Annotated in this window: 21 protein-coding genes; 9 read left to right on the top strand and 12 right to left on the bottom strand. The window is 61.6% G+C overall.

Features of this window, described 5'->3' with window-relative positions; translation table 11 throughout:
- A complete protein-coding gene (locus tag AC2FME_RS10935; protein ID WP_496681606.1) occupies positions 1-2,256 on the bottom strand; it encodes an NADP-dependent malic enzyme in 2,256 nt (751 codons plus the stop codon).
- 161 nt (positions 2,257-2,417) lie between these two features.
- Between AC2FME_RS10935 and mutS the strand changes: the two genes are divergently transcribed.
- Positions 2,418-5,033: a DNA mismatch repair protein MutS gene (mutS, locus tag AC2FME_RS10930; protein ID WP_496800492.1), complete on the top strand. Its 2,616-nt coding sequence runs from the start codon at positions 2,418-2,420 to the stop codon at positions 5,031-5,033.
- 58 nt (positions 5,034-5,091) lie between these two features.
- Here mutS and AC2FME_RS10925 read toward each other — a convergent pair whose 3' ends face one another.
- Together AC2FME_RS10925 and hrcA are read right to left on the bottom strand one after the other, a co-directional pair.
- The gene (locus tag AC2FME_RS10925; protein WP_496800436.1) at positions 5,092-5,655 is read right to left on the bottom strand and encodes a nucleotide exchange factor GrpE; all 564 of its coding nucleotides are present in this window, start codon (positions 5,653-5,655) and stop codon (positions 5,092-5,094) included.
- Between the two features lie 10 nt (positions 5,656-5,665).
- Entirely contained in the window at positions 5,666-6,730 is a 1,065-nt protein-coding gene (gene hrcA, locus AC2FME_RS10920) for a heat-inducible transcriptional repressor HrcA (protein ID WP_496681612.1), read from the bottom strand.
- Between the two features lie 113 nt (positions 6,731-6,843).
- On the opposite strand from hrcA, the gene rph reads away from it, so the two are divergent.
- Genes rph through AC2FME_RS10900 form a run of 4 tightly spaced genes read left to right on the top strand, consistent with a single transcriptional unit; the run spans position 6,844 to position 9,668 of the window.
- Complete coding sequence (rph, locus tag AC2FME_RS10915; RefSeq protein ID WP_496681615.1) at positions 6,844-7,557, top strand: ribonuclease PH; 714 nt, start codon at positions 6,844-6,846, stop codon at positions 7,555-7,557.
- On the top strand, positions 7,554-8,168 hold the full coding sequence (gene rdgB, locus AC2FME_RS10910) for an RdgB/HAM1 family non-canonical purine NTP pyrophosphatase (RefSeq protein WP_496681617.1): 615 nt from the start codon (positions 7,554-7,556) through the stop codon (positions 8,166-8,168). The genes rph and rdgB overlap by 4 nt, the downstream gene beginning before the upstream one ends.
- Positions 8,158-9,312: a radical SAM family heme chaperone HemW gene (gene hemW / locus AC2FME_RS10905; RefSeq protein WP_496800435.1), complete on the top strand. Its 1,155-nt coding sequence runs from the start codon at positions 8,158-8,160 to the stop codon at positions 9,310-9,312. Before rdgB ends, hemW begins: the two co-directional genes overlap by 11 nt.
- A gap of 2 nt (positions 9,313-9,314) precedes the next feature.
- Positions 9,315-9,668 (top strand): YbaN family protein, encoded by a 354-nt coding sequence (locus tag AC2FME_RS10900; RefSeq protein ID WP_496681622.1) that lies wholly within the window; start codon positions 9,315-9,317, stop codon positions 9,666-9,668.
- On the opposite strand, the gene AC2FME_RS10895 is transcribed toward AC2FME_RS10900, so the two are convergent.
- The 7 genes from AC2FME_RS10895 to AC2FME_RS10865 all read right to left on the bottom strand — a co-directional run bounded on the left by AC2FME_RS10895 (position 9,658) and on the right by AC2FME_RS10865 (position 17,046).
- Positions 9,658-10,554 carry a ParB/RepB/Spo0J family partition protein gene (locus AC2FME_RS10895; RefSeq protein ID WP_496800434.1) on the bottom strand — a complete coding sequence of 299 codons (897 nt, stop codon included), beginning with the start codon at positions 10,552-10,554 and terminating at the stop codon, positions 9,658-9,660. The two genes, AC2FME_RS10900 and AC2FME_RS10895, sit on opposite strands and share 11 nt — an antisense overlap.
- A gap of 20 nt (positions 10,555-10,574) precedes the next feature.
- Positions 10,575-11,378 (bottom strand): ParA family protein, encoded by an 804-nt coding sequence (locus AC2FME_RS10890; protein ID WP_490360036.1) that lies wholly within the window; start codon positions 11,376-11,378, stop codon positions 10,575-10,577.
- The gene (gene rsmG, locus AC2FME_RS10885) at positions 11,371-11,994 is read right to left on the bottom strand and encodes a 16S rRNA (guanine(527)-N(7))-methyltransferase RsmG (protein WP_496800433.1); all 624 of its coding nucleotides are present in this window, start codon (positions 11,992-11,994) and stop codon (positions 11,371-11,373) included. Before rsmG ends, AC2FME_RS10890 begins: the two co-directional genes overlap by 8 nt.
- On the bottom strand, positions 11,991-13,859 hold the full coding sequence (gene mnmG, locus AC2FME_RS10880) for a tRNA uridine-5-carboxymethylaminomethyl(34) synthesis enzyme MnmG (RefSeq protein WP_496800432.1): 1,869 nt from the start codon (positions 13,857-13,859) through the stop codon (positions 11,991-11,993). The genes rsmG and mnmG overlap by 4 nt, the downstream gene beginning before the upstream one ends.
- 12 nt (positions 13,860-13,871) lie before the next feature.
- Complete coding sequence (gene mnmE, locus AC2FME_RS10875; protein ID WP_496687865.1) at positions 13,872-15,158, bottom strand: tRNA uridine-5-carboxymethylaminomethyl(34) synthesis GTPase MnmE; 1,287 nt, start codon at positions 15,156-15,158, stop codon at positions 13,872-13,874.
- Between the two features lie 31 nt (positions 15,159-15,189).
- On the bottom strand, positions 15,190-16,461 hold the full coding sequence (gene rho, locus AC2FME_RS10870; protein WP_496681633.1) for a transcription termination factor Rho: 1,272 nt from the start codon (positions 16,459-16,461) through the stop codon (positions 15,190-15,192).
- A gap of 135 nt (positions 16,462-16,596) precedes the next feature.
- The gene (locus tag AC2FME_RS10865) at positions 16,597-17,046 is read right to left on the bottom strand and encodes a CopD family protein (RefSeq protein ID WP_170340679.1); all 450 of its coding nucleotides are present in this window, start codon (positions 17,044-17,046) and stop codon (positions 16,597-16,599) included.
- 403 nt (positions 17,047-17,449) lie between these two features.
- Between AC2FME_RS10865 and AC2FME_RS10860 the strand changes: the two genes are divergently transcribed.
- The 4 genes from AC2FME_RS10860 to dnaQ are packed head-to-tail and all read left to right on the top strand — an operon-like array spanning position 17,450 to position 20,184.
- A complete protein-coding gene (locus AC2FME_RS10860) occupies positions 17,450-18,049 on the top strand; it encodes a Maf family protein (protein WP_496800431.1) in 600 nt (199 codons plus the stop codon).
- A complete protein-coding gene (locus AC2FME_RS10855; RefSeq protein ID WP_496681639.1) occupies positions 18,046-18,879 on the top strand; it encodes a shikimate dehydrogenase in 834 nt (277 codons plus the stop codon). The genes AC2FME_RS10860 and AC2FME_RS10855 overlap by 4 nt, the downstream gene beginning before the upstream one ends.
- Positions 18,876-19,469 carry a dephospho-CoA kinase gene (gene coaE, locus AC2FME_RS10850; RefSeq protein WP_496800430.1) on the top strand — a complete coding sequence of 198 codons (594 nt, stop codon included), beginning with the start codon at positions 18,876-18,878 and terminating at the stop codon, positions 19,467-19,469. Before AC2FME_RS10855 ends, coaE begins: the two co-directional genes overlap by 4 nt.
- Entirely contained in the window at positions 19,462-20,184 is a 723-nt protein-coding gene (gene dnaQ, locus AC2FME_RS10845; protein ID WP_496681643.1) for a DNA polymerase III subunit epsilon, read from the top strand. The genes coaE and dnaQ overlap by 8 nt, the downstream gene beginning before the upstream one ends.
- A gap of 23 nt (positions 20,185-20,207) precedes the next feature.
- On the opposite strand, the gene secB is transcribed toward dnaQ, so the two are convergent.
- Both secB and AC2FME_RS10835 read right to left on the bottom strand, forming a co-directional pair.
- Positions 20,208-20,708 carry a protein-export chaperone SecB gene (gene secB / locus AC2FME_RS10840; protein ID WP_496681644.1) on the bottom strand — a complete coding sequence of 167 codons (501 nt, stop codon included), beginning with the start codon at positions 20,706-20,708 and terminating at the stop codon, positions 20,208-20,210.
- A 54-nt stretch (positions 20,709-20,762) separates the two neighbouring features.
- Positions 20,763-21,254 (bottom strand): FxsA family protein, encoded by a 492-nt coding sequence (locus AC2FME_RS10835; RefSeq protein WP_496681654.1) that lies wholly within the window; start codon positions 21,252-21,254, stop codon positions 20,763-20,765.
- Positions 21,255-21,257: the final 3 nt, after the last annotated feature.

Below are 21,257 nucleotides of genomic sequence, written 5' to 3'. Positions count from 1 at the left end.
TCACGCCATGTCGCACGAGGCCAGGATGGCCATGTTCAGGATGTCATTCGCGGTCGAGCCGGTCGAACAGATCTGGATCGGCTTGTCGATGCCGGTCAGGATCGGGCCGATCACCGTGGCCCCGGCCATTTCCTGCATCAGCTTGGTGGAAATCGACGCCGAGTGCCGCGCAGGCACGATCAGGATGTTGGCCGGCCCGGTCAGGCGGCAGAAGGGATAGGCCTCTTGCTGGTGGGCGTTCAGCGCGACGTCGACGGTCATTTCGCCTTCGTATTCGAAATCGACGCCGCGCGCCTCCAGCACTTGTGGGGCCTTGTACAGCTTTTCGGTCCGCTCGGACACCGGATACCCGAAGGTCGAGAAGCTGACAAACGCCACCCGAGGCTCCAGCCCCATGTGGCGGGCAACCGTGGCGGCGCGTTCGGCAATCGTCGCCAGATCGTTCTCGTCGGGCCATTCATGCACCAGCGTGTCGCCGATCAGCACGATCCGGCCCTTGTGCAGCAGCGCGGTGATCCCGGCAGCGCCATGGGCGGCGTCGGCGTCGAACACATGGCTGATGCGGTCCAGCACATGCGCCGACTTGCGGGTGGCCCCGGTCACCAGACCGTCGCCATGCCCATGCGCCAGCATCAGGGCCGAGAACACATGCCGGTCGCGCGCGGCCAGGCGGTGGATGTCCTTGCGGTCAAAACCTTTGCGCTGCAGTCGCTGGTACAGAAAGTCCTTGTAGGCATCGAGATGCGTGGTGTTGGCGGCATTGACCACCTCCAATTCGCGCACCGCGTCGCCTAGACCGGCGGCTTCCAGCTTGGTCTTCACGTCGTCGGGCCGGCCCACGACCAGCGCCTTGCCGAAGCCCGACCGCTGATACATCACCGCCGCGCGCAGAACCCGTGGATCGTCGCCCTCGGCAAAGATCATCCGGCTTTGCGCCGCGCGGGCCCGGGCGTTCAGGCCGCGCAGGATGCTGGCGGTCGGGTCCATGCGCGACTTGAGGCTCAGCTCATAGGCCTCCATGTCGATGATCGGCCGCCGGGCCGCGCCGGTATCCATCCCCGCCTTCGCGACGGCGGGCGGAATGCGATAGATCAGGCGCGGGTCAAACGGCGTGGGAATGATGTAGTCTCGCCCGAAGGTCAGTGACTTGCCATAGGCCAGCGCCACCTCGTCGGGCACGTCCTCGCGCGCCAGACGGGCCAGCGCGTGGGCGCAGGCGATCTTCATCTCGTCATTGATGGCGCGGGCGTGGATGTCCAGCGCCCCGCGGAACAGGTAGGGAAAGCCCAGAACGTTGTTGACCTGGTTGGGGTAGTCGCTGCGCCCGGTGGCCACGATGGCGTCAACGCGCACCTCGTGTGCCTCTTCCGGGGTGATTTCCGGATCGGGGTTGGCCATGGCGAAGATCACTGGATTGTCAGCCATGCTGGCGACCATCTCTTGCGTGACCGCGCCTTTGACGGATACGCCTAGGAACACGTCGGCGCCCTTCATGGCCTCTTCCAGCGTGCGCAGCTCGGTCGCAATCGCGTGGGCCGACTTCCACTGGTTCATGCCCTCGGTCCGGCCCTGATAGATCACGCCCTTGGTGTCACAGACGATGCAGTTTTCATGCCGGGCACCCATCGCCTTGAGCAGTTCGATACAGGCGATCCCCGCTGCCCCGGCCCCGTTGAGGACGATCTTCACGTCCTCGATCTTCTTGCCCGAGATGTGCAGCGCGTTGATCAGCCCCGCCGCACAGATCACCGCCGTGCCGTGCTGGTCGTCGTGAAAGACGGGGATGTCCATCTCTTCCTTCAGGCGCTGCTCGATGATGAAGCACTCGGGCGCCTTGATGTCTTCCAAATTGATGCCGCCAAAGGTCGGCCCCATCAGCTTGACCGCGCGGCAGAATTCGTCGGGGTCTTCGGTGTCCAGCTCGATATCGATCGAGTTCACGTCGGCGAAGCGCTTGAACAGGACGGATTTACCCTCCATCACCGGCTTGGACCCCAGCGCGCCCAGGTTGCCCAGCCCCAGAACCGCCGTTCCGTTCGAAATAACGGCGACCAGGTTGCCCTTGTTGGTATAGTCATAGGCGGTTTCGGGGTTCTCGGCGATGGCTTCACACGGAACCGCCACGCCGGGGCTGTAGGCCAGCGACAGATCGCGCTGCGTGGTCATGGGAACGGTGGCCTGCACCTCCCACTTGCCGGGGGTGGGTTCCAGGTGAAAGGCCAGCGCCTCTTCTTTGGTGATCTTCGCTTTGGGCATTTTGACGGTCGGTTCCATGACTTCGGGGCTTTTCGCCTCATACCGCAGGCGGGGGCGCGCCTCAACGACTATGCGATTTCACCTTTCGTCGCGGTTGGGGGATTTGTAAGGTCGCGCCCGGAATACGCCAGAGGGGAGCAGCCTTGTCCAACGTCACGCCGATGATGGCGCAATACCTGGAAATCAAAGAGGCCCACAAAGACGCCCTGCTGTTCTATCGCATGGGCGATTTCTACGAGATGTTCTTCGAGGATGCCGTGAACGCCGCCGAGGCGCTGGACATCGCCCTGACCAAGCGCGGCAAGCATAATGGCGAAGACATCCCGATGTGCGGCGTGCCGGTACATTCGGCCGAGGGCTATCTGCTGACATTGATCCGCAAGGGCTTTCGCGTCGCCGTGTGCGAACAGATGGAAAGCCCGGCCGAGGCCAAAAAAAGAGGCTCTAAATCGGTGGTAAAGCGCGATGTGGTGCGCCTTGTCACCCCCGGCACCCTGACCGAAGACGCCCTGCTGGAGGCCCGCCGCCACAACTTTCTGGCCGCTTATGCCGAGGTGCGCGACGAGGCCGCGCTGGCCTGGGCCGACATCTCGACCGGGGCGTTTCACGTGATGCCGCTGACCTCGGTGCGCCTCAGCCCCGAGCTGGCCCGGCTGGCCCCGTCCGAGCTGATCGTGGCCGATGGCGCCGAGGTTAATCTGCGCGACACGGTCGAAGATCTTGGCATCGCGCTGACCCCCATCGGGCGGGCCAGTTTCGACAGCACTGCGGCAGAAAAACGCATCTGCGGGTTGTTTCACGTGGGCACGCTGGACGCGTTCGGCAACTTTGGCCGGGCCGAGATCTCGGCCATGGGCGCGCTGATCGACTATTTGGAAATCACGCAGAAGGGCAAACTGCCGCTGCTGCAGACGCCGATGAAGGAATCCGAGGATCGCGTCGTGCAGATCGACGCGGCCACCCGCCGGAACCTTGAACTGACACGGTCCTTGTCGGGCGGACGGGCGGGATCGCTGCTGTCAGTGGTGGATCGCACGGTGACCCCGGGCGGTGCGCGCCTCTTGGAACAACGCCTGTCCAGCCCCTCGCGCAATCTGGACGTGATCCAAGCGCGGCTGGATGCGGTCGAATTTACCGCCCAAGACAGCCTGATCGCCGCCGATCTGCGCGAAGCCTTGCGCAAGACGCCCGATCTGGACCGCGCCCTGTCGCGCCTGTCGCTGGAGCGTGGCGGCCCGCGCGATCTGGCCGCCATCCGCAACGGACTGGCGCAGGCGCAGGCGATTGCCGAGATCTGCGCTGGTCAGGATCTGCCGGTGCTGTTGGCGACCGCGGTGCAGAACCTCGTAGGCTTCGACAACCTGCTCGACCTGCTGAACCAGGCGTTGGTCGCCGACCCGCCGTTGCTGGCGCGCGATGGCGGCTTCATCGCGCCGGGTTTCGACGCCGAACTGGACGAAGCCCGCACCCTGCGGGACGAGGGGCGCTCGGTTATTGCCGGGTTTCAACAGAAATACGCCGAACACACCGGCATCGCCTCGCTGAAGATCAAGCACAACAACGTGCTGGGCTATTTCATCGAAACCACGGCCACCCATGCCGAAAAGATGCTGAACCCGCCGTTCAGCGAGACCTATATCCACCGCCAGACCACCGCCAACCAGGTGCGGTTCACCACGGTTGAGCTCAGCGAGATCGAAACCCGCATCCTGAACGCCGGCAATTTGGCATTGGAGATCGAAAAGCGGCTCTATCAAAGGCTTTCTGACGAGATTCTGGCGCAGGCTGCCCGCATCAACCAGGCCGCGCGCGGGCTGGCCGAGCTGGACCTGACCACCGCGCTGGCCGATCTGGCGCGGGGCGAAAACTGGTGCCGCCCACAGGTGGACGGCTCGCGCGCCTTCGACATCGTCGCAGGCCGCCACCCGGTAGTGGAACACGCATTGCGCCAGCAATCCGGTGATGCCTTCATCGCCAATGACTGCGACCTCAGCGCCGAGGACGGCGCGGCCATCTGGCTGCTGACCGGCCCCAACATGGCCGGTAAGTCGACCTTCCTGCGCCAGAATGCGCTGATTGCGCTGCTGGCACAAATGGGCAGTTTCGTTCCGGCCGAGCGCGCGCATATCGGGCTGGTCAGCCAGCTGTTCAGCCGCGTCGGCGCCTCCGATGATCTGGCGCGGGGGCGATCGACTTTCATGGTCGAGATGGTGGAAACCGCGGCCATCCTGAACCAGGCCGATGACCGGGCGCTGGTGATCCTCGACGAGATCGGTCGGGGCACCGCCACCTATGACGGCCTGTCCATCGCCTGGGCCACGCTGGAACATCTGCACGCCTCCAACCGCTGCCGCGCGTTGTTCGCCACGCATTACCACGAGCTGACCGCGCTGGCCGGCAAGCTGGAAGGCGTCGAAAATGCCACCGTCGCGGTCAAGGAGTGGGAGGGCGAAGTGATCTTCCTGCACGAGGTCCACAAGGGCGCGGCCGACCGCTCCTATGGCGTGCAGGTCGCACAACTGGCCGGCCTGCCGGCTTCGGTCGTCGAGCGCGCCCGCGTGGTTCTGGACCAGTTGGAAAAGACCGAGCGCGAGGGCGGCAAGCAAAAGGCGCTGATCGATGATCTGCCGCTGTTTTCCGCCGCACCGCCCCCGCCGCCACCGGCTGCGAAGGCCTCACCGGTCACCGATATGCTGGACCAGATCCTGCCGGACGACCTAACCCCCCGCGAGGCGCTGGACCTGATCTACAAACTGAAAGAGGCGGCCAGATCCTGACCGCCCCTTCATCTTTTCCCAAATACTCTCGCCGAAGGCATGCGCCCTAGGGCTCGTTTCAGCTCGCCGGCGTGGAAGACACGCCAACCTGCGCCGGACGCAGCAGGCGGTCATTCAACATGAATCCTTCGGCTGAAACCTGGATGATCTCGCCCGCCTTGGTGCCCGGCACCGGGGCCTCGAACATGGCTTCGTGCACGTTCGGATCGAACTTGTCGCCAACCTCGGGCGCGATCACCTCGATCCCGTGTTTCTTGAACACGTCCTTGAGCATGCGCATCGTCAGCTCGACGCCTTCGATCAGACCGGCGGCAACTTCGCGCTGCTCGTCGCTCGCGGCCTCGAGCGCGCGCTTCATGCTGTCATAGACCGGCAGCATGTCACGCGCCAGCTTGGACCCGCCATACTGTTCCGCCTCACGGCGGGCCTTGTCGCCGCGCTTGCGTGCGTTTTCCGCATCCGCCAAGGCGCGCATGAACTTGTCGCGCAGCTCGTCGCGCTCGGCCTTCAGGGCATCCAGTTCCAGCGCTTCCTCGCTGATCTCGGCCAATTCCTCGGCCAGTTCTTCCGCCTCGGCAGTTGCAATGTCGTCCAGAAATTCTTCGTTCTTCGGCTCTGCCATCTTTTATCCTCTAGCTCCGGTCGGAAATCAGCTTGCCGACCAGCTGCGCCGTATAGTCCACGATCGGCACGATCCGCCCATAGTTCAGACGGGTCGGCCCGATCACGCCAACGGCGCCGATTATCTTTCGATCAGCGTTCATATAAGGAGACACCACCAAAGAGGAACCCGAAAGTGAGAAAAGTTTGTTCTCAGAACCTATAAAAATGCGCACGCCTTCGCCTTCTTCGGTCAATTCCAGGAATTCGGCGATATCGCGCTTGCGCTCAAGATCGTCGAATAGGACCCGAATCCGCTCCAGCTCTTCCTCCTGACCGGTATCGCCCAGCAGATTCGCCCGCCCGCGCACGATCAGCCGCGCTGAGTCCGTCTCGTCGCCCTCCCATGCCGCAAGCCCGCTTTCGACCAGCTCGCGCGCCAGCACGTCGATCTCCTGGCGGCGCGCGGCAATCTCGGTCTGGATCATGCGGCGCACATCGGACAGCGTGCGGCCCTCGATCAGGGCGTTGAGGAAATTGGCCGCCTCGCGCATCGAGCTGGGCGTCTGCCCAGGCGGCGGCGTGAACAGACGGTTTTCCACGTGCCCGTCCGAGAACACCAGAACCACAAGCGCCCGGTCATGGCCCAAAGACACGAATTCGATATGCTTGATCTCGGCCTCGTGCTTGGGCGTCAGAACCAAAGACGCTCCGCGCGTCACGTTCGACAGCGCCGCGCCGACCCGGTCGAGCATGCCGCTGACATCGCCTGCGTTGCTGCCCAAGGTTTCGTCCAGCTTCTGCCGGTCTTCCTCACCCAGGTCGCTGACTTCCAGCAGCCCGTCCACGAACATGCGCAGCCCCATCTGGGTCGGCACCCGCCCGGCGCTGACATGGGGGCTGTCCAACAGGCCCAGAAATTCCAGATCCTGCATAACGTTGCGTACGGTTGCTGCGCTGACCTTCTCGCTCAGCGACCGGGTCAACGTCCGGCTTCCGACCGGCTCGCCGCTTTCGAGATAGTTCTCGACGATCAGCCGGAACACCTCGCGCGACCGGTCATTCATCTCGTCCAGAATTTTACTCGCTTCACTCATCGGCGATCCTTTTGCTGGATGGTCATTAAATAGCTGCCAACAGAAAGGTCAATCGGGGTTGCATCGCTGCCGCGCCGGGCGGTATCCCCAAGCCAGCAGACAAAGGATATCTCATGCGACCCTCTGGACGAGATTTAAGCGAAATGCGCCCGGTTTCAATCGAGACCGGGTTTACCAAACATGCCGAAGGTTCCTGCCTGATCAAGATCGGCGACACCCATGTTTTGTGCACCGCCACGATCGAAGATCGCGTGCCGCCCTTCATCAAGGGGTCGGGCCTGGGCTGGGTCACCGCCGAATACGGTATGCTGCCCCGCGCGACCAACACCCGGATGCGGCGCGAGGCCGCCAGCGGCAAACAGGGTGGCCGGACCGTCGAGATCCAGCGCCTGATCGGCCGTGCCCTGCGCGCCGGGGTGGATCGCGTCGCCCTGGGAGAACGCCAGATCACCGTTGACTGTGACGTGCTGCAGGCCGATGGCGGGACCCGCTGCGCCTCGATCACCGGCGGTTGGGTCGCGCTGCGGCTGGCGGTCAACAAGCTGATGAAGGCCGGCGACGTGATCACGGACCCGCTGGTCGATCCGGTGGCGGCCGTATCCTGCGGAATCTATGCCGGCCAGCCGGTTCTGGATCTGGATTATCCAGAGGACAGCGAGGCTGGCGTCGACGGCAACTTCATCATGACCGGCTCCGGCAAGCTGATCGAGGTGCAGATGAGCGCCGAAGGTTCCGTCTTCAGCCGCACGCAGATGGACCATCTGATGGAATTGGCCGAAAAAGGCGTGTCCGAGCTGGTGGCCGCGCAACGGGCTGCCACCGCATGACCCGCCGGTTTGAAGGCGATCGGCTGCTGGTGGCCACGCACAACAAAGGCAAGCTCGAGGAGATGGCCCATCTGCTCGAGCCCTTTGGCGTGACGGTCGTGGGCGCGGCTGAGATGAACCTGCCCGAACCCGAAGAGACCGAGGACACGTTCGTCGGCAACGCGCGCATCAAGGCCCACGCCGCCGCCCGGGCCACCGGCTTGCCCGCCCTGTCCGACGATTCCGGTATCACCATCGATGCGTTGGACGGCGCGCCGGGCGTGTACACGGCCGACTGGGCCGAAACCGGAAATGGCCGCGATTTCCTGATGGCCATGACCCGCGCCCATAACGAGCTTGAGGCGCGAAACGCCCCGCATCCACGCACCGCCCAATTCCGCTGTACGCTGGTTCTGGCCTGGCCCGACGGCCATGACGAGGTGTTCGAGGGCGTAGCACCCGGTCATCTGGTCTGGCCGATCCGCGGCAAGGACGGGTTCGGCTATGACCCGATGTTCGTTCCTGAAGGATATGACCAGACCTTTGCCGAGATGGATCGGTGGGAAAAGAACAAGATCAGCCACCGCGCCCGCGCGGTCGAGCTGTTCGTGAAAGGCTGCTTTGGCGGATGATTGGCGCAACGGGGGCTTTGGCCTGTACGTGCACTGGCCCTTTTGCGAGGCCAAGTGCCCCTATTGCGATTTCAACAGCCATGTTTCCAGAAATATCGATCAAAAACAATGGCTTGACGCATACCTGTCCGAACTGAAGCGATCTGCGGCCGAAACCCCCGACCGGGTTCTGAATACGATCTTCTTTGGCGGTGGCACCCCGTCGCTGATGGCGCCCGAAACCGTCGCCGCCGTGATCGACACCGCCCGCAGCCTTTGGCGGCCCGCCAATGACATGGAAATCACGCTCGAGGCCAATCCCGGCTCGGTCGAGGCCGGACGGTTCGCCGCCTATCGCGATGCCGGTGTGAACCGGATCTCTATGGGCATTCAGGCGATGAATGACGAAGATCTGAGGCGGCTGGGCCGCATCCACAGCGTGGCCGAGGCACGTGCCGCCTTCGACATCGCCCGCACCTGTTTCGACCGGGTCAGCTTTGACCTGATCTATGCCCGCCAGTACCAGACGCTTGAAGCCTGGCGCGCCGAGCTGACCGAGGCACTGTCGATGGCGATCGACCATCTGTCGCTGTACCAACTGACCATCGAGGCAGGCACCGCATTCGGCGACCGCTATTCGGTCGGCAAGCTGCGTGGCCTGCCCGAGGACGATAACGCCGCCGACATGTATCTGGCCACGCAAGAGATCTGCGAGGCCCACGGCATGCCCGCCTACGAGGTGTCGAACCACGCCGCCCCCGGGGCCGAGTCGCGGCACAACCTGATCTATTGGCGCTATGGCGATTATGTCGGCATCGGACCGGGCGCCCATGGGCGGATCACGGTGAACGGCCAACGGATCGCAACCGAAACGCATCTGGCACCGACCGCGTGGCTGAATGCCGCCGAGCAGGGAAATGGCGAGAAGCTGCGGACCCCACTGACCGCTGAAGAACAAGCGAACGAATACCTCATGATGTGTCTTCGATTGACGGAAGGTCTAGATATGGACCGTTTTAGCCGTTTAGCCGGGCGCTCTTTGCCGCAGACCAAACTGGACTATCTTCAGGAGATCGGAATGATCACCCAACAGGAAAACCGTCTGGCTGCCACCGGGGACGGCCGCGCCGTTCTGAATGCGGTGATCCGAGAATTACTGGAGTAAAGATGCACTATCTGTGGGCCACATTGGGATTGCTCTGCGTCGCGCTTGCGATGGTCGGGGTCGTCCTTCCCCTGGTGCCCACGGTTCCGTTCCTGCTGCTGGCGGCGTTTTTCTTCGCGCGGTCCTCAAGCCGGTTGCACACTTGGCTGCTGACGCATCGCACCTTCGGCCCGCTGATCGTCGACTGGCAGAGCTCGGGTGCGATCCGGCCGGCGGCAAAAAAGGCGGCCACCCTGTCGGTCGCCGCCGTCTTTGGCCTGTCCGTTCTAGTTTCGGTTCCGGTCCATGTCCTGATCATTCAGGCCGTGACCCTGGGCGCGGTCATGATCTTTATCTGGTCACGCCCTAGCGGCTGAGCTTGGCACAGAGATCATCCAGCTGATCCAGGTTTTCATAGGTCAGCACGACCTGCCCCGTCTCGGTTCCCGGCTTGTGGTTGATAACCACCTTCATCGCCAGGATCGCGGACAGGTCCTTTTCCAGCGCCCGCGTGTCGGCATCCTTGCCCGCATTCAAGTTGCGGGAGCGCGGCGCGGGCTTGTCCGTGTTGCTCTGCTGTTGCTTTTTGACCAGGGCTTCGGTCGCCCGAACCGACAACCCCTCTTTGACCACGGTCTTCGCCAACTCGGACGGGTTTTCCGCCGTGATCAGCGCGCGGGCATGTCCGGCCGACAATTTTCCTTCAACGACAAGGGCTTGAACGTCTCCGGGCAGTGACAGCAGTCGCAACAGGTTGGCAATGTGGCTACGGCTCTTTCCCAGGGCTTCGGCCAGTTTCTCTTGCGTGTGTCCAAACCGATCCATCAACTGTTTGTAGCCTGCGGCCTCTTCCACGGCATTCAGATCGGCGCGCTGGATGTTTTCAATGATGGCGACTTCCAGCACCTCGGTGTCGTCGAACTCGCGCACGATGACCGGAATGTCATGCAGTTGCGCCATCTGCGCGGCGCGCCACCGGCGTTCACCGGCGACGATCTCGTATTGGCCGCCCTCGACGGGACGCACGATCAGGGGCTGGATGATGCCCTTTTCCTTGACCGAGGCGGCCAGCTCGTCCAACTGCTCTTGCGAAAAAGTGCGGCGCGGCTGGTTGGGGTTGGCCCGCAGCTTTTCGATCGGAACTTTCATGTCCGGTCGACGCGGCGCGGCAGATACCTGCCCCTGCGGATCCTGCGTGACATCCGCCATCAAAGCGGACAACCCGCGCCCCAGCCCCCTGGGTTTTGCCTTTTTGGCGCTCACTTCGCCCTCCTGACAGCCGTTCAGACAGCCATTTTCTTGTTCTTCTGCATGATCTCGCGCGCCAGGTGTCGATAGGCCATGGCGCCCAATGACCCCGAGTCATACTGCAACACCGGCATCGCAAAAGACGGTGCCTCGCTGACCCGGACGTTTCTGGGTATCTTGGTTTTAAATACCATCTCGCCCAAGTTGTCACGCGCGTCCTTTTCGACTTGCCGGGACAAGTTGTTGCGGTTGTCATACATGGTCAACACAACACCTTCGATTCTGAGATCGGGATTCGCGGTCTGACGAACCTCGCGGATCGTCAGCATAAGTTGCGACAGACCTTCCAACGCAAAGAACTCGCTCTGCAATGGGACCAGAACAGAATGCGCCGCGACCATCGCGTTAACCGTCAGAAGGTTCAGCGACGGCGGGCAGTCGATCAGGATGAAATCCAGCCCAAAAGCATCAATTGCTGGCTGGCGCAGAGCATCGTGCAGAAGATAGCTGCGTTTTTCATTCGAAATCAGTTCGATATCAGCCGAGCTCAGATCGACGGTCGCCGGAATGATGTACAGGTTTTCCAGCTCGGTTTCCTGCACAACCGCTTCCAGCGGCGCCTCATCGAGAATCAGGTCATAGGTCGTCCAATCCCGGTCCTCGACCCCCAGGCCCGTGGACGCGTTGCCTTGCGGGTCCAAATCGACCACGAGCACCTTGCAGCCCGCTTCGGCCAAGCCGGCTGCCAGATTGATTGCCGTCGTCGTCTTTCCCACCCCGCCTTTTTGGTTGGCCACGGCGATAATCCGAGGTCCGGCCGGGCGCGACAGATCAACCACGAGTGACTCCTTTGATCTTGAGGATGACAGCCTGAGCTTCAGTCAAACTTTTAATCGGCTCGGCGTCGAATTTCCATTCCCGCTGCGCATCCTCCAGCTCTTTTTTCCAGATGGCGCCTTTCGGGAACAGTGCAACGCCGTTTTTTTGCAAATGCCTGTCACAAAAAGACAAAAGCGTCGTCAGATCGGCCAAGGCTCGGGCCGACAGGACGTCGGCATTCAGCGGGTCCGCCAATTCGATTCGCCTGATGATGACCGAACAGTTTGCACCTGTCTCGCGTATGACCGTCCGCAGAAAGGCCGATTTTCGTTGATCGCTTTCGACAAGGGTAAACCGTGCCTGGGGCTGAGTCTCAATGGCTATGACCGCGCAGACGAGGCCCGGAAAGCCCCCGCCGCTTCCAAGGTCCACCCAGTGGTCAAATTTGTCCACCTGACGAAAGACTTGAACCGAATCCAGAATGTGACGCGACCATGACTCGGCCAGTGTGCTGCGAGACACCAAGTTAATTCTGGGATTCCATTTTTTCAACAGATCGACATATAGGCGCAGCCGATCGAATGTTTCACGTGAAACACTCAAGCTGTCCGGCGTCGGTATGAAACTGGAGGTCATGCGTGCCGCGCTTTTTGATCCCGGCGGAGTTTTGCGAGAACCAAGGTCAGAGCAGCGGGCGTCACACCTTCGATCCGACTGGCCTGCGCGATGTTGGCTGGACGCGCATGAGACAGCTTCTGCTTCATCTCAGAAGATAGCCCGTCTAGCGCGAAGTAGTCGAAATCCATTGGGATTTCATAGGCTTCATCCCGCTTCAATGCTTCAACATCCTTCTGCTGACGCGCGATGTAGTTCGCATACAGCGCGTCACGCTCAATCTGCCGCCTGATATCAGGTTCAACATCCTCCAGCCCATCGACCAAAGGCATCAGGTCTTCGAAACATACCGATGGGAAAGCAAGGATCGCCATACCGTCACGCCGATTTCCATCCTGGTTGACGTCAATTCCCACGGATTGAATTTGCTTTGGTGTGAAGGTTTGGCCGGAAAGCTTCTGCTTTACCGTGTCCAGTTTTTCCATCTTATTTTCAAATGCCGCCCGGCGCGTCTCGCTCACGCACCCGATCTCCAGACCAACAGGTGTCAACCGTTGATCGGCGTTGTCCGCGCGCAGCGACAGGCGGAACTCGGCCCGGGACGTGAACATCCGATAGGGCTCTGCAACACCGCGGGTGGTCAAATCATCGATCATCACGCCGATATAACTGTTGGAACGGGTGAAATGGACCGGCTCTCGCCCTTTGACGGCCAACGCGGCATTCAGACCGGCAACCAGTCCTTGTGCCGCTGCCTCCTCATATCCTGTGGTACCATTGATCTGACCCGCAAGATATAGGCCTGGGATATCCGGCAGCGACAAAGATGCCGTCAATACGCGCGGGTCGATATAGTCATATTCGATCGCATAGCCGGGCTGAAGGATTTCGGCGCTTTCCAATCCTTTGATCGTCCGGACGTATTCAACCTGTACATCCTGAGGAAGCGACGTCGAAATCCCATTGGGGTAGATCGTGTGGTCGTTGACGCCTTCGGGCTCGAGAAAAATCTGATGCGAGTCCTTTTCTGCAAAGCGCACGATCTTGTCCTCGATCGACGGGCAGTAGCGCGGGCCAACGCCTTCGATATGACCACCATACATGGCCGAGCGCTTCAGGTTTTTCTCGATGATGTCATGGGTGCGGCTGTTAGTATGGGTGATCCCGCACGCGATCTGCGGCGCTTCTACCGCCTTCGACAAGAAGGAAAACAAGGTTGGGTCGGGATCCCCTTCTTGGCGCTCCAGCCCGCTCCAGTCAATTGTACGCCCATCCAGGCGCGGCGGGGTTCCGGTCTTCAAACGGCCCATCGGAAGGTCATAGCTGTCAAGACGTTCGGCCAACCTGACCGAGGGCCGGTCGCCCATGCGTCCGCCAGGGCGCTGGACATCGCCGATATGAATCACCCCCCGAAGGAACGTGCCAGACGTCAGGATCACAGCTTTCGCCGGAATCTCCGAACCATCGCCCAGAACAACCCCGGCTACACGCGGTCCATCCATCCGGAAATCAACGACTTCGCCGGTCACGACGGTCAGGTTTTCGCGCTTCAGTGTTTCCGCCTGCATGGCCGCCCGATACAATGCCCGGTCTGCCTGAGCGCGTGGCCCCTGAACGGCAGGCCCCTTGCGGCGGTTGAGCAGGCGAAACTGGATGCCGGCCCGGTCCGCGACGCGGCCCATGACTCCATCCAAGGCATCGATTTCGCGGACCAGATGACCCTTGCCCAACCCTCCAATGGCCGGGTTACAAGACATTACACCGATATCCGTCTCAGACAGCGTGACCAGCGCTGTATTCGCGCCCATTCTCGCGGCGGCATGAGCGGCCTCGGCACCGGCGTGGCCGGCCCCGATTACCACGACATCAAACTGTGAATGTTTCACGTGAAACACTCCCTATTTCCCAAGACAGAAGCTGGCGAAAATCTCGTCCAGCAGGTTTTCGACATCGACCCGGCCCACAAGGGACTCCAGCGCGCGGATGGCAGTGCGCAATTCTTCCGCTGCAATATCATATAGGTCAGGACCCGATTCCAGAACCTTCAACGATTCGGTCAAAGCCGCAGAAGCGCGCTGCATGGCGCTTCGATGGCGTTCTCGTGTCGCGATTCCAGATGTTGCGGTTCGTTCGCGCAGAACACGCGATATCTGGTCTATCAACCGATCGACGCCCTGCCCGGTCTTGCCTGAAACACCGGACTCGGATTCGCCGCGCAGATCGGATTTCGGCAGAACGTGGATATCTCCGGGCTGAAAAGCGATTCCCAGCTGATCGGGATCTTCGGTCAGAAAAACCCGCAGATCGGCCTTGTCCGCCCTGTCCCGCGCCAAAGCAATGCCCAGACTTTCGACATGATCCCGGGTTTCTCGCAAGCCGGCCGTGTCCAGCAAAGTCACCGGCAAGCCGGCCAGATCCATCCGAACCTCGATCACGTCGCGCGTGGTGCCGGCATATTCCGAGGTGATCGCCGCATCGCGTCCGGCCAAGGCATTCAAGAGCGTTGATTTACCGGCATTCGGCGGCCCCACGATCGCCACCTCGAAACCGGTCCGAATGCGCTCGGCAATTCTCACCCCACGCGACTCGCGGTCCAGATCCACCATCACCCCGGCAATCAACTGCCGCACTTCGGGCGTCACATCTGTGGGAACCTCCTCGTCGGCAAAATCGATCACCGCCTCAAGCAGCGAGGCCGCCCGGATCAGGTCACGCCGCCACCTTTCAGCCAGGTTCCCCAACTCTCCGGCCAGGATTGTCTGGGCCTGTTTGCGCTGCGCCTCGGTTTCCGCATCGATCAGATCGGCCAGGCCCTCCACCTGGGCCAGATCCAGTTTGCCGTTTTCGAGCGCACGCCGGGTGAACTCTCCGGGCTCGGCCATCCGCAACCCATCCATGTCGGCCAGTGTGCGCAACACGGCGTTGACCGCGGCCGTACTGCCGTGGATCTGAAGTTCGGCCACGTCTTCGCCGGTGAAACTGGCCGGCTCTTGAAAGGTCAGCACCAGGCCATCGTCCAGGCGCGAGCCGTCAGGCGCGCGAAACTCGCGCACCCGCATTCCGCGCGCCGGCAAGTCACCGCCCGACAGATCCGCCGCGGCCCGATGCGCCAATGGCCCGGACAGACGGATGACCGCCACACCTGCTTTGCCCTGCGCGCTGGCCAAGGCGAATATCGTATCCATTCAAAGGCCCCGCGTCGGTGACAAGACCGTATCAGGTATTCATCGAGTCGAAGAACTCGGCATTGGTCTTGGTCTGTTTCAGCTTGGACAGCAGGAACTCGATCGCGTCGGTGGTGCCCATCGGGTTGAGGATCCGACGCAGAACGAAGGTCTTCTGCAGATCCGCCTTGTCGACCAGCAGATCCTCTTTCCGGGTGCCGGATTTCAGGATGTCGATTGCCGGGAACACGCGTTTGTCGGCGATCTTGCGGTCCAGAACGATTTCCGAGTTACCGGTGCCCTTGAATTCTTCGAAGATCACTTCGTCCATGCGGCTGCCGGTGTCGATCAGCGCGGTGGCGATGATGGTCAGCGATCCGCCCTCTTCGATGTTGCGCGCCGCGCCGAAGAACCGCTTGGGCCTTTGCAACGCGTTCGCATCCACACCACCAGTCAGAACCTTGCCCGAGGACGGCACCACGGTGTTGAAGGCCCTACCAAGTCTTGTGATCGAATCGAGAAGAATAACAACATCTCGCTTATGTTCGACCAGACGCTTGGCTTTTTCGATCACCATTTCCGACACGGCGACGTGGCGCGATGCGGGTTCGTCAAAGGTCGACGACACCACCTCGCCCTTCACCGAGCGCTGCATGTCGGTCACCTCTTCCGGGCGTTCGTCGATCAACAGGACGATCAGATAGCATTCCGGGTGGTTCTTTTCGATCGAGTGCGCGATGTTCTGCAGTATCACCGTCTTACCGGTCCGCGGCGGCGCCACGATCAGCGACCGCTGGCCCTTGCCGATCGGCGCGACCAAGTCGATCACACGGGCGGATTTGTCCTTGATGGTCGGATCTTCGATCTCCATCTTCAATCGCTCGTCCGGATAGAGCGGCGTCAGGTTGTCGAACAGGATCTTGTGCTTGGCCTTTTCCGGGTCTTCGAAGTTGATCTTGGTCACCTTCGTCAGCGCGAAATAGCGCTCATTCTCGTCCGGAGCCTTTATCTCGCCCTCAACCGTGTCACCAGTGCGCAGCGAATGCTGGCGGATCATGTCAGGCGAGACATAGATGTCGTCCGGGCCGGGCAGATAGTTCGCCTCGGGCGAGCGCAGAAAGCCGAAGCCGTCCTGCAGCACCTCAAGCACGCCGTCACCGCCCACGGTCCAACCCTCGTCCGCGCGTTCGCGCAGGATTTGGAACATCATCTCGCCCTTGCGCATGGTCGAGGCGTTTTCGATCTCGAGCTCTTCGGCCATGGCCAGAAGGTCTTTGGGGCTTTTCGCCTTCAGATCGGACAGATTCAGGGATTCGGTTGTCATGATTATACGGACCTTGGCCGCAAGGGTGCGGCACAGCATTGAATTTCAAACAGGAAGATGCGCCATCCGGTCGGATGGGTTACCTCTTACATAAGGCCAGCTGCCACCCGAGTCAAACCCGTGCGGGAATGGCCCTCAGAACTTCAGAATGACCGCCAGAACGATGATGACCATCAAAACGGTCGGAACCTCGTTCATCATGCGGTACTGGCGCCCTGTGAGCGTATTGCGGCCCTCGACGAAATCCTTTCGCCGAGCCATCAGCCAGTGATGGAACCAGGTCATACCGATCACCGCCGCGCCCTTGACCCAGGGCCAGGACCAGTCCCACCCGACGATGCCGGGAGTGAACACCATAATAAGGCCGCAGACCCAGGCCACGATCATCGCCGGCCGCATGATCACGCGCAGCAGCTTTTCTTCCATTTCAAAGAAGATCTCGGGCGCGCCGTCGACGGTCTGCGCCTTTTCGACGTGATAGACGAACAGGCGCGGCAGATAGAACAAACCCGCCATCCAGGAGATCACCGCCATGATGTGCAGCGATTTCACCCAAGGGTACAGCGTGAAGAGAAGATCGGTCATCGGGTTTCCCGGCACTGGTCGGACCCTCCCTAATAAAAAAAATAGAAAAGAGAAAGGATGATGGTTTTGTAGGGTGGGCAAAATCCGTGGATTATTGTTTTGTCCGCTGGTTTTCCCCAGGTGGATGACTGTATCCCGATTATCCGTGATTCTGTTGAAACAAAGTTTTAACAAGCAAATTCAATGAGTTGAAATAAATCCGCCTAACCTTCTCTGGGGATAACTCAAGGGACATCTTTTGATGAACAGGAAATCCCAAGGCCCCGAGTTATCCTTGTCCCGACCGGACAGACTTCGGGCGACTCAGGGAAGTTTCGGGCCGAAATCGCGGGCTTGCGTGTCAACCGGAAAACCATACAAACCGTTCAAGACCAATGATCCACTTGCCCACGGGGTTTTCCACATGACTGTCCCCATCGTACTTGCCTCGGGGTCCGAGATCCGCGCGCAGCTGCTGCGGAACGCCGGGGTGCCGTTTTCCGTCCAAGTCACCCGCGTGGACGAAGATACCGCGAAACGCGCGCTTTTGGCCGAGGGCGCGCCACCCCGCGACATCGCCGATGCTCTGGCCGAGCTTAAGGCGCGCAAGATCAGTGACAAGACGCCCGGCGCGATGGTTCTGGGTTGTGACCAGGTTCTGGATTTCGATGGACGTCTGCTGTCCAAGCCCGAAACGCCCGAAGGCGCGCTGGCGCAGTTGAAGGCGATGCGCGGCAAGCGTCACATGCTGCTGTCGGCGGCGGTGATCTATCAGGACGGCGAACCAGTCTGGCGCCATGTCGGACAGGTGCGGTTGCGGATGCGCGCCAGTTCGGATGCCTATCTGAAGGGCTATGTCGCGCGCAACTGGGACAGCATTCGCCATGCAGTCGGGGCCTACAAGCTGGAAGAAGAAGGCGTGCGCCTGTTCAGCGGCATTGACGGCGACTATTTTAACGTCTTGGGTATGCCCCTGCTGGAGCTGCTCAATTTTCTTGCGGTCCGAGGGGTGATCGAACAATGACCGACAACCGCATTCCACTGGCCGGAGTCATCGGACACCCGATTGCCCATTCCCGATCGCCCGCCCTGCATGGCTATTGGCTGAAGACCTATGGTTTGCCGGGCCATTATGTGCCGATGGATGTTGCGCCTGCCGATCTTGAAACGGTCCTGCGCAGCTTGCCCAAGGCCGGGTTCGTCGGGGCCAATGTCACCGTTCCGCACAAAGAGGCCGCGTTGCGCCTAGCGGATCATGTGTCGGACCGTGCCTCGGTGATCGGGGCGGCGAATACGCTGGTGTTCCGGGCCGATGGCTCGATCCACGCAGACAATACCGACGGGTACGGGTTCATGCAGAACCTGCGCGCGGGTGCGCCGGATTGGGTGCCGCAGGATGGCCCGGCTGTGGTGTTCGGCGCAGGTGGAGCTGCGCGGGCGGTGCTGCAGGCGCTGGCCGAGGCCGGCGTGCCCGAGATCCTGCTGACCAACCGCACGCGGTCGCGCGCTGATCACCTGAAAGAGGAATTCGGCCAGCGCATCACCGTGATTGATTGGGTCAAGGCCGGAAACGTGATCGAAAACGCCGAGCTGGTGGTGAACACCACGTCACTGGGCATGCAGGGCCAACCCGAACTGCGCGTCCCGCTGGACGGGTTGCAGCCGGGAACGGTGGTGACCGATCTGGTCTATGCACCGCTGAAGACCCGCCTTCTGGAACAGGCCGAGGCTGCGGGCTGTAGCATCGTCGATGGGCTGGGCATGTTGCTGCATCAGGCGGTGCCGGGGTTCGAGCGATGGTTCGGCCTCCGCCCCGAGGTCACGGAAGAAACCCGCGCAGCGGTTCTGGCATGAGCTTTGCGTTGGGTCTGACCGGATCGATCGGCATGGGCAAAAGCACCACCGCCGACCTGTTCGCACAGGAAGGTTGCGCCGTGTGGGATGCCGACGCCGCGGTGCATCGGTTGTATGCGGCAGGCGGCGCGGCGGTCGCGCCGATCCGCGAGGCATTTCCCGACGCGATCGAGGATGGAGCCGTCAGCCGCGACGTCCTGAAACGGATCATCGGCGCCGATCCGACCGCATTGAAACGGATCGAATCCATCGTCCACCCACTGGTTGCCCGGGATCGGGAAATGTTTCGTCAGGCGGCCAAGTCAGACATCCTTGTCTTTGACATCCCGCTGCTGTTCGAAACCGGCGGCGACGCGCAGATGGATGCGGTGGCCTGCGTTTCAATCTCCCCAGACGAGCAGAAGCACCGCGTCATGGCGCGTGGTACGATGACCGAGGCGCAGTTCGAGCAAATCCGCACCAAACAGATGCCGAATGACGAGAAATGCGCGCGGTCGGATTTCGTGATCGTCACCGACACTCTGGACCATGCCCGCGCACAGGTGCAGGATGTGGTCAGGCAGATCAGGGCAGGATTGGCAGATGCGTGAAATCGTATTGGATACGGAAACCACCGGATTCGATCCCGAAAGCGGCGACCGGATCGTCGAGATCGGCGCCATCGAGCTGTGGAACCACGTCGCCACGGGCGAGACCTATCACGTCTATATCAACCCAGAACGTTCGATGCCGGCCGAGGCCTTCGGTGTGCACGGTATCGGCCCCGACCTGCTGGAGCCGCCGCAAAAACCTGAACCGGGCCAGATCACCCTGAAGGACAAACCCGTTTTTGCCCAGATTGGGCAGGCCTTCCGCGATTTCGTGGGTGATGCGCGGCTGGTGATCCACAACGCCGCCTTCGACATGAAATTCCTCAATGCCGAGCTGGGATGGATGGGCCTGCCCCCGATCCCAATGGATCAGGCGCTGGATACACTGGCGATTGCGCGCAAGCGGTTTCCCGGGTCGCCCGCCTCGCTGGATGCGCTGTGCCGACGGTTCAACATCGACAACTCGAACCGCGTTCTGCACGGCGCGTTGCTCGACTCGGAAATCCTGGCCGAGGTCTATCTTGAGCTGATCGGCGGACGACAGCCCGATTTCGGCCTGTCCGCAGCCCGCTCGGAAACCAGCGGTGGCGGCGAGACCTGGCGCCCGGGCCCGCGGCCGACGCCCCTGCCCCCGCGGATCACCGCGGAGGAGCGCACCGCGCATGAAGCTTTCGTGAAGAAACTGGGCGACAACGCCCTGTGGACCCGCGCCTGACCCGGTCAGGCGCGGGGTCCGTATCAGGCTTCGGTCTTGTTGGCCTGCTCGGCCTGACGGCGCATCAGCTCGTTGCGATACAGCGCGACGAAATCGATATTGTCCAGGTTCACCGGCGGGAAGCCGCCATCGCGGGTGATGTCGCTGACGATCCGGCGCAGGAACGGGAACAGCATGCGCGGGCATTCGATCAGCAGGAACGGGTGCAGCTGGTCCTCTGGCACGCCCTCCACGTGGAACAACCCGCAATAGTCGATCTCGCACAGGAACAGGACGTCCTCCATGCCCTTGGCCTTCGAGGTCAGCTTGAGCTTGATCGACACTTCGTACTGGTTTTCGACCGGGCGTTTTTTCGCATCCAGGTTCACCTGAACCGAGATTTCGGGCTGCACGTCGCCCGAAACGCCTTTCTGCGCCATCACGTTTTCAAACGACATGTCCCGGATGAACTGGCCCAGGACCCGCATCTTGACTTGCGGGTTGGCGGGGGCTTCGGTGTTGCCTGCGGCGGTGTCTTCGGTCATGGAACGGCTCCAAAAATGAAATTCGCCACTGCTTAGCAAGTTGGGCGCGGCACCTCAATGCCGGTGGGGGCCTTCTACCCATTTCGAAGGACGCGGCGGGTTCGAACGGGGGCGGACCTCGGTGAATTCGCCGTCGATGATGTCGCCCGGCGCGAACGGGCCCTCGTGCCGCGTGGCGCCGCCCATCTGAAACTGCGTGACCGTGACGCGCGATTTCAGCCAGCGGAACACGCCGGCCCTGACCGCCGGGATCAGCAGCGCAAATCCCACCGCATCGGTGAAGAACCCCGGCGTCAGCAGCAGCACACCCGAGACAAGGATCATCGCCCCGCTGGCCAGCGGCTCGGTCGGGTCGTCCAGTTCGGCAAAGCTGCGCTGCAGTTTCTCCAGCGCCATCCGGCCCTGGTTGCGCACCATCACGGTGCCCAGAACCGCCGTCAGCACCACGATCGCCAGCGTTGGCCACAGGCCGATCAGCCCGCCAACCTGGATGAACAGGGCGATTTCGACGATCGGCACCAACAAAAATGCCAAGAACAGGTACATTTG

This window comes from Ruegeria sp. BHSC026 (genome assembly GCF_059613065.1).
The sequence above is the reverse complement of the archived record's forward strand: the minus strand, read 5'-3'. Positions and strand labels throughout refer to the sequence as shown.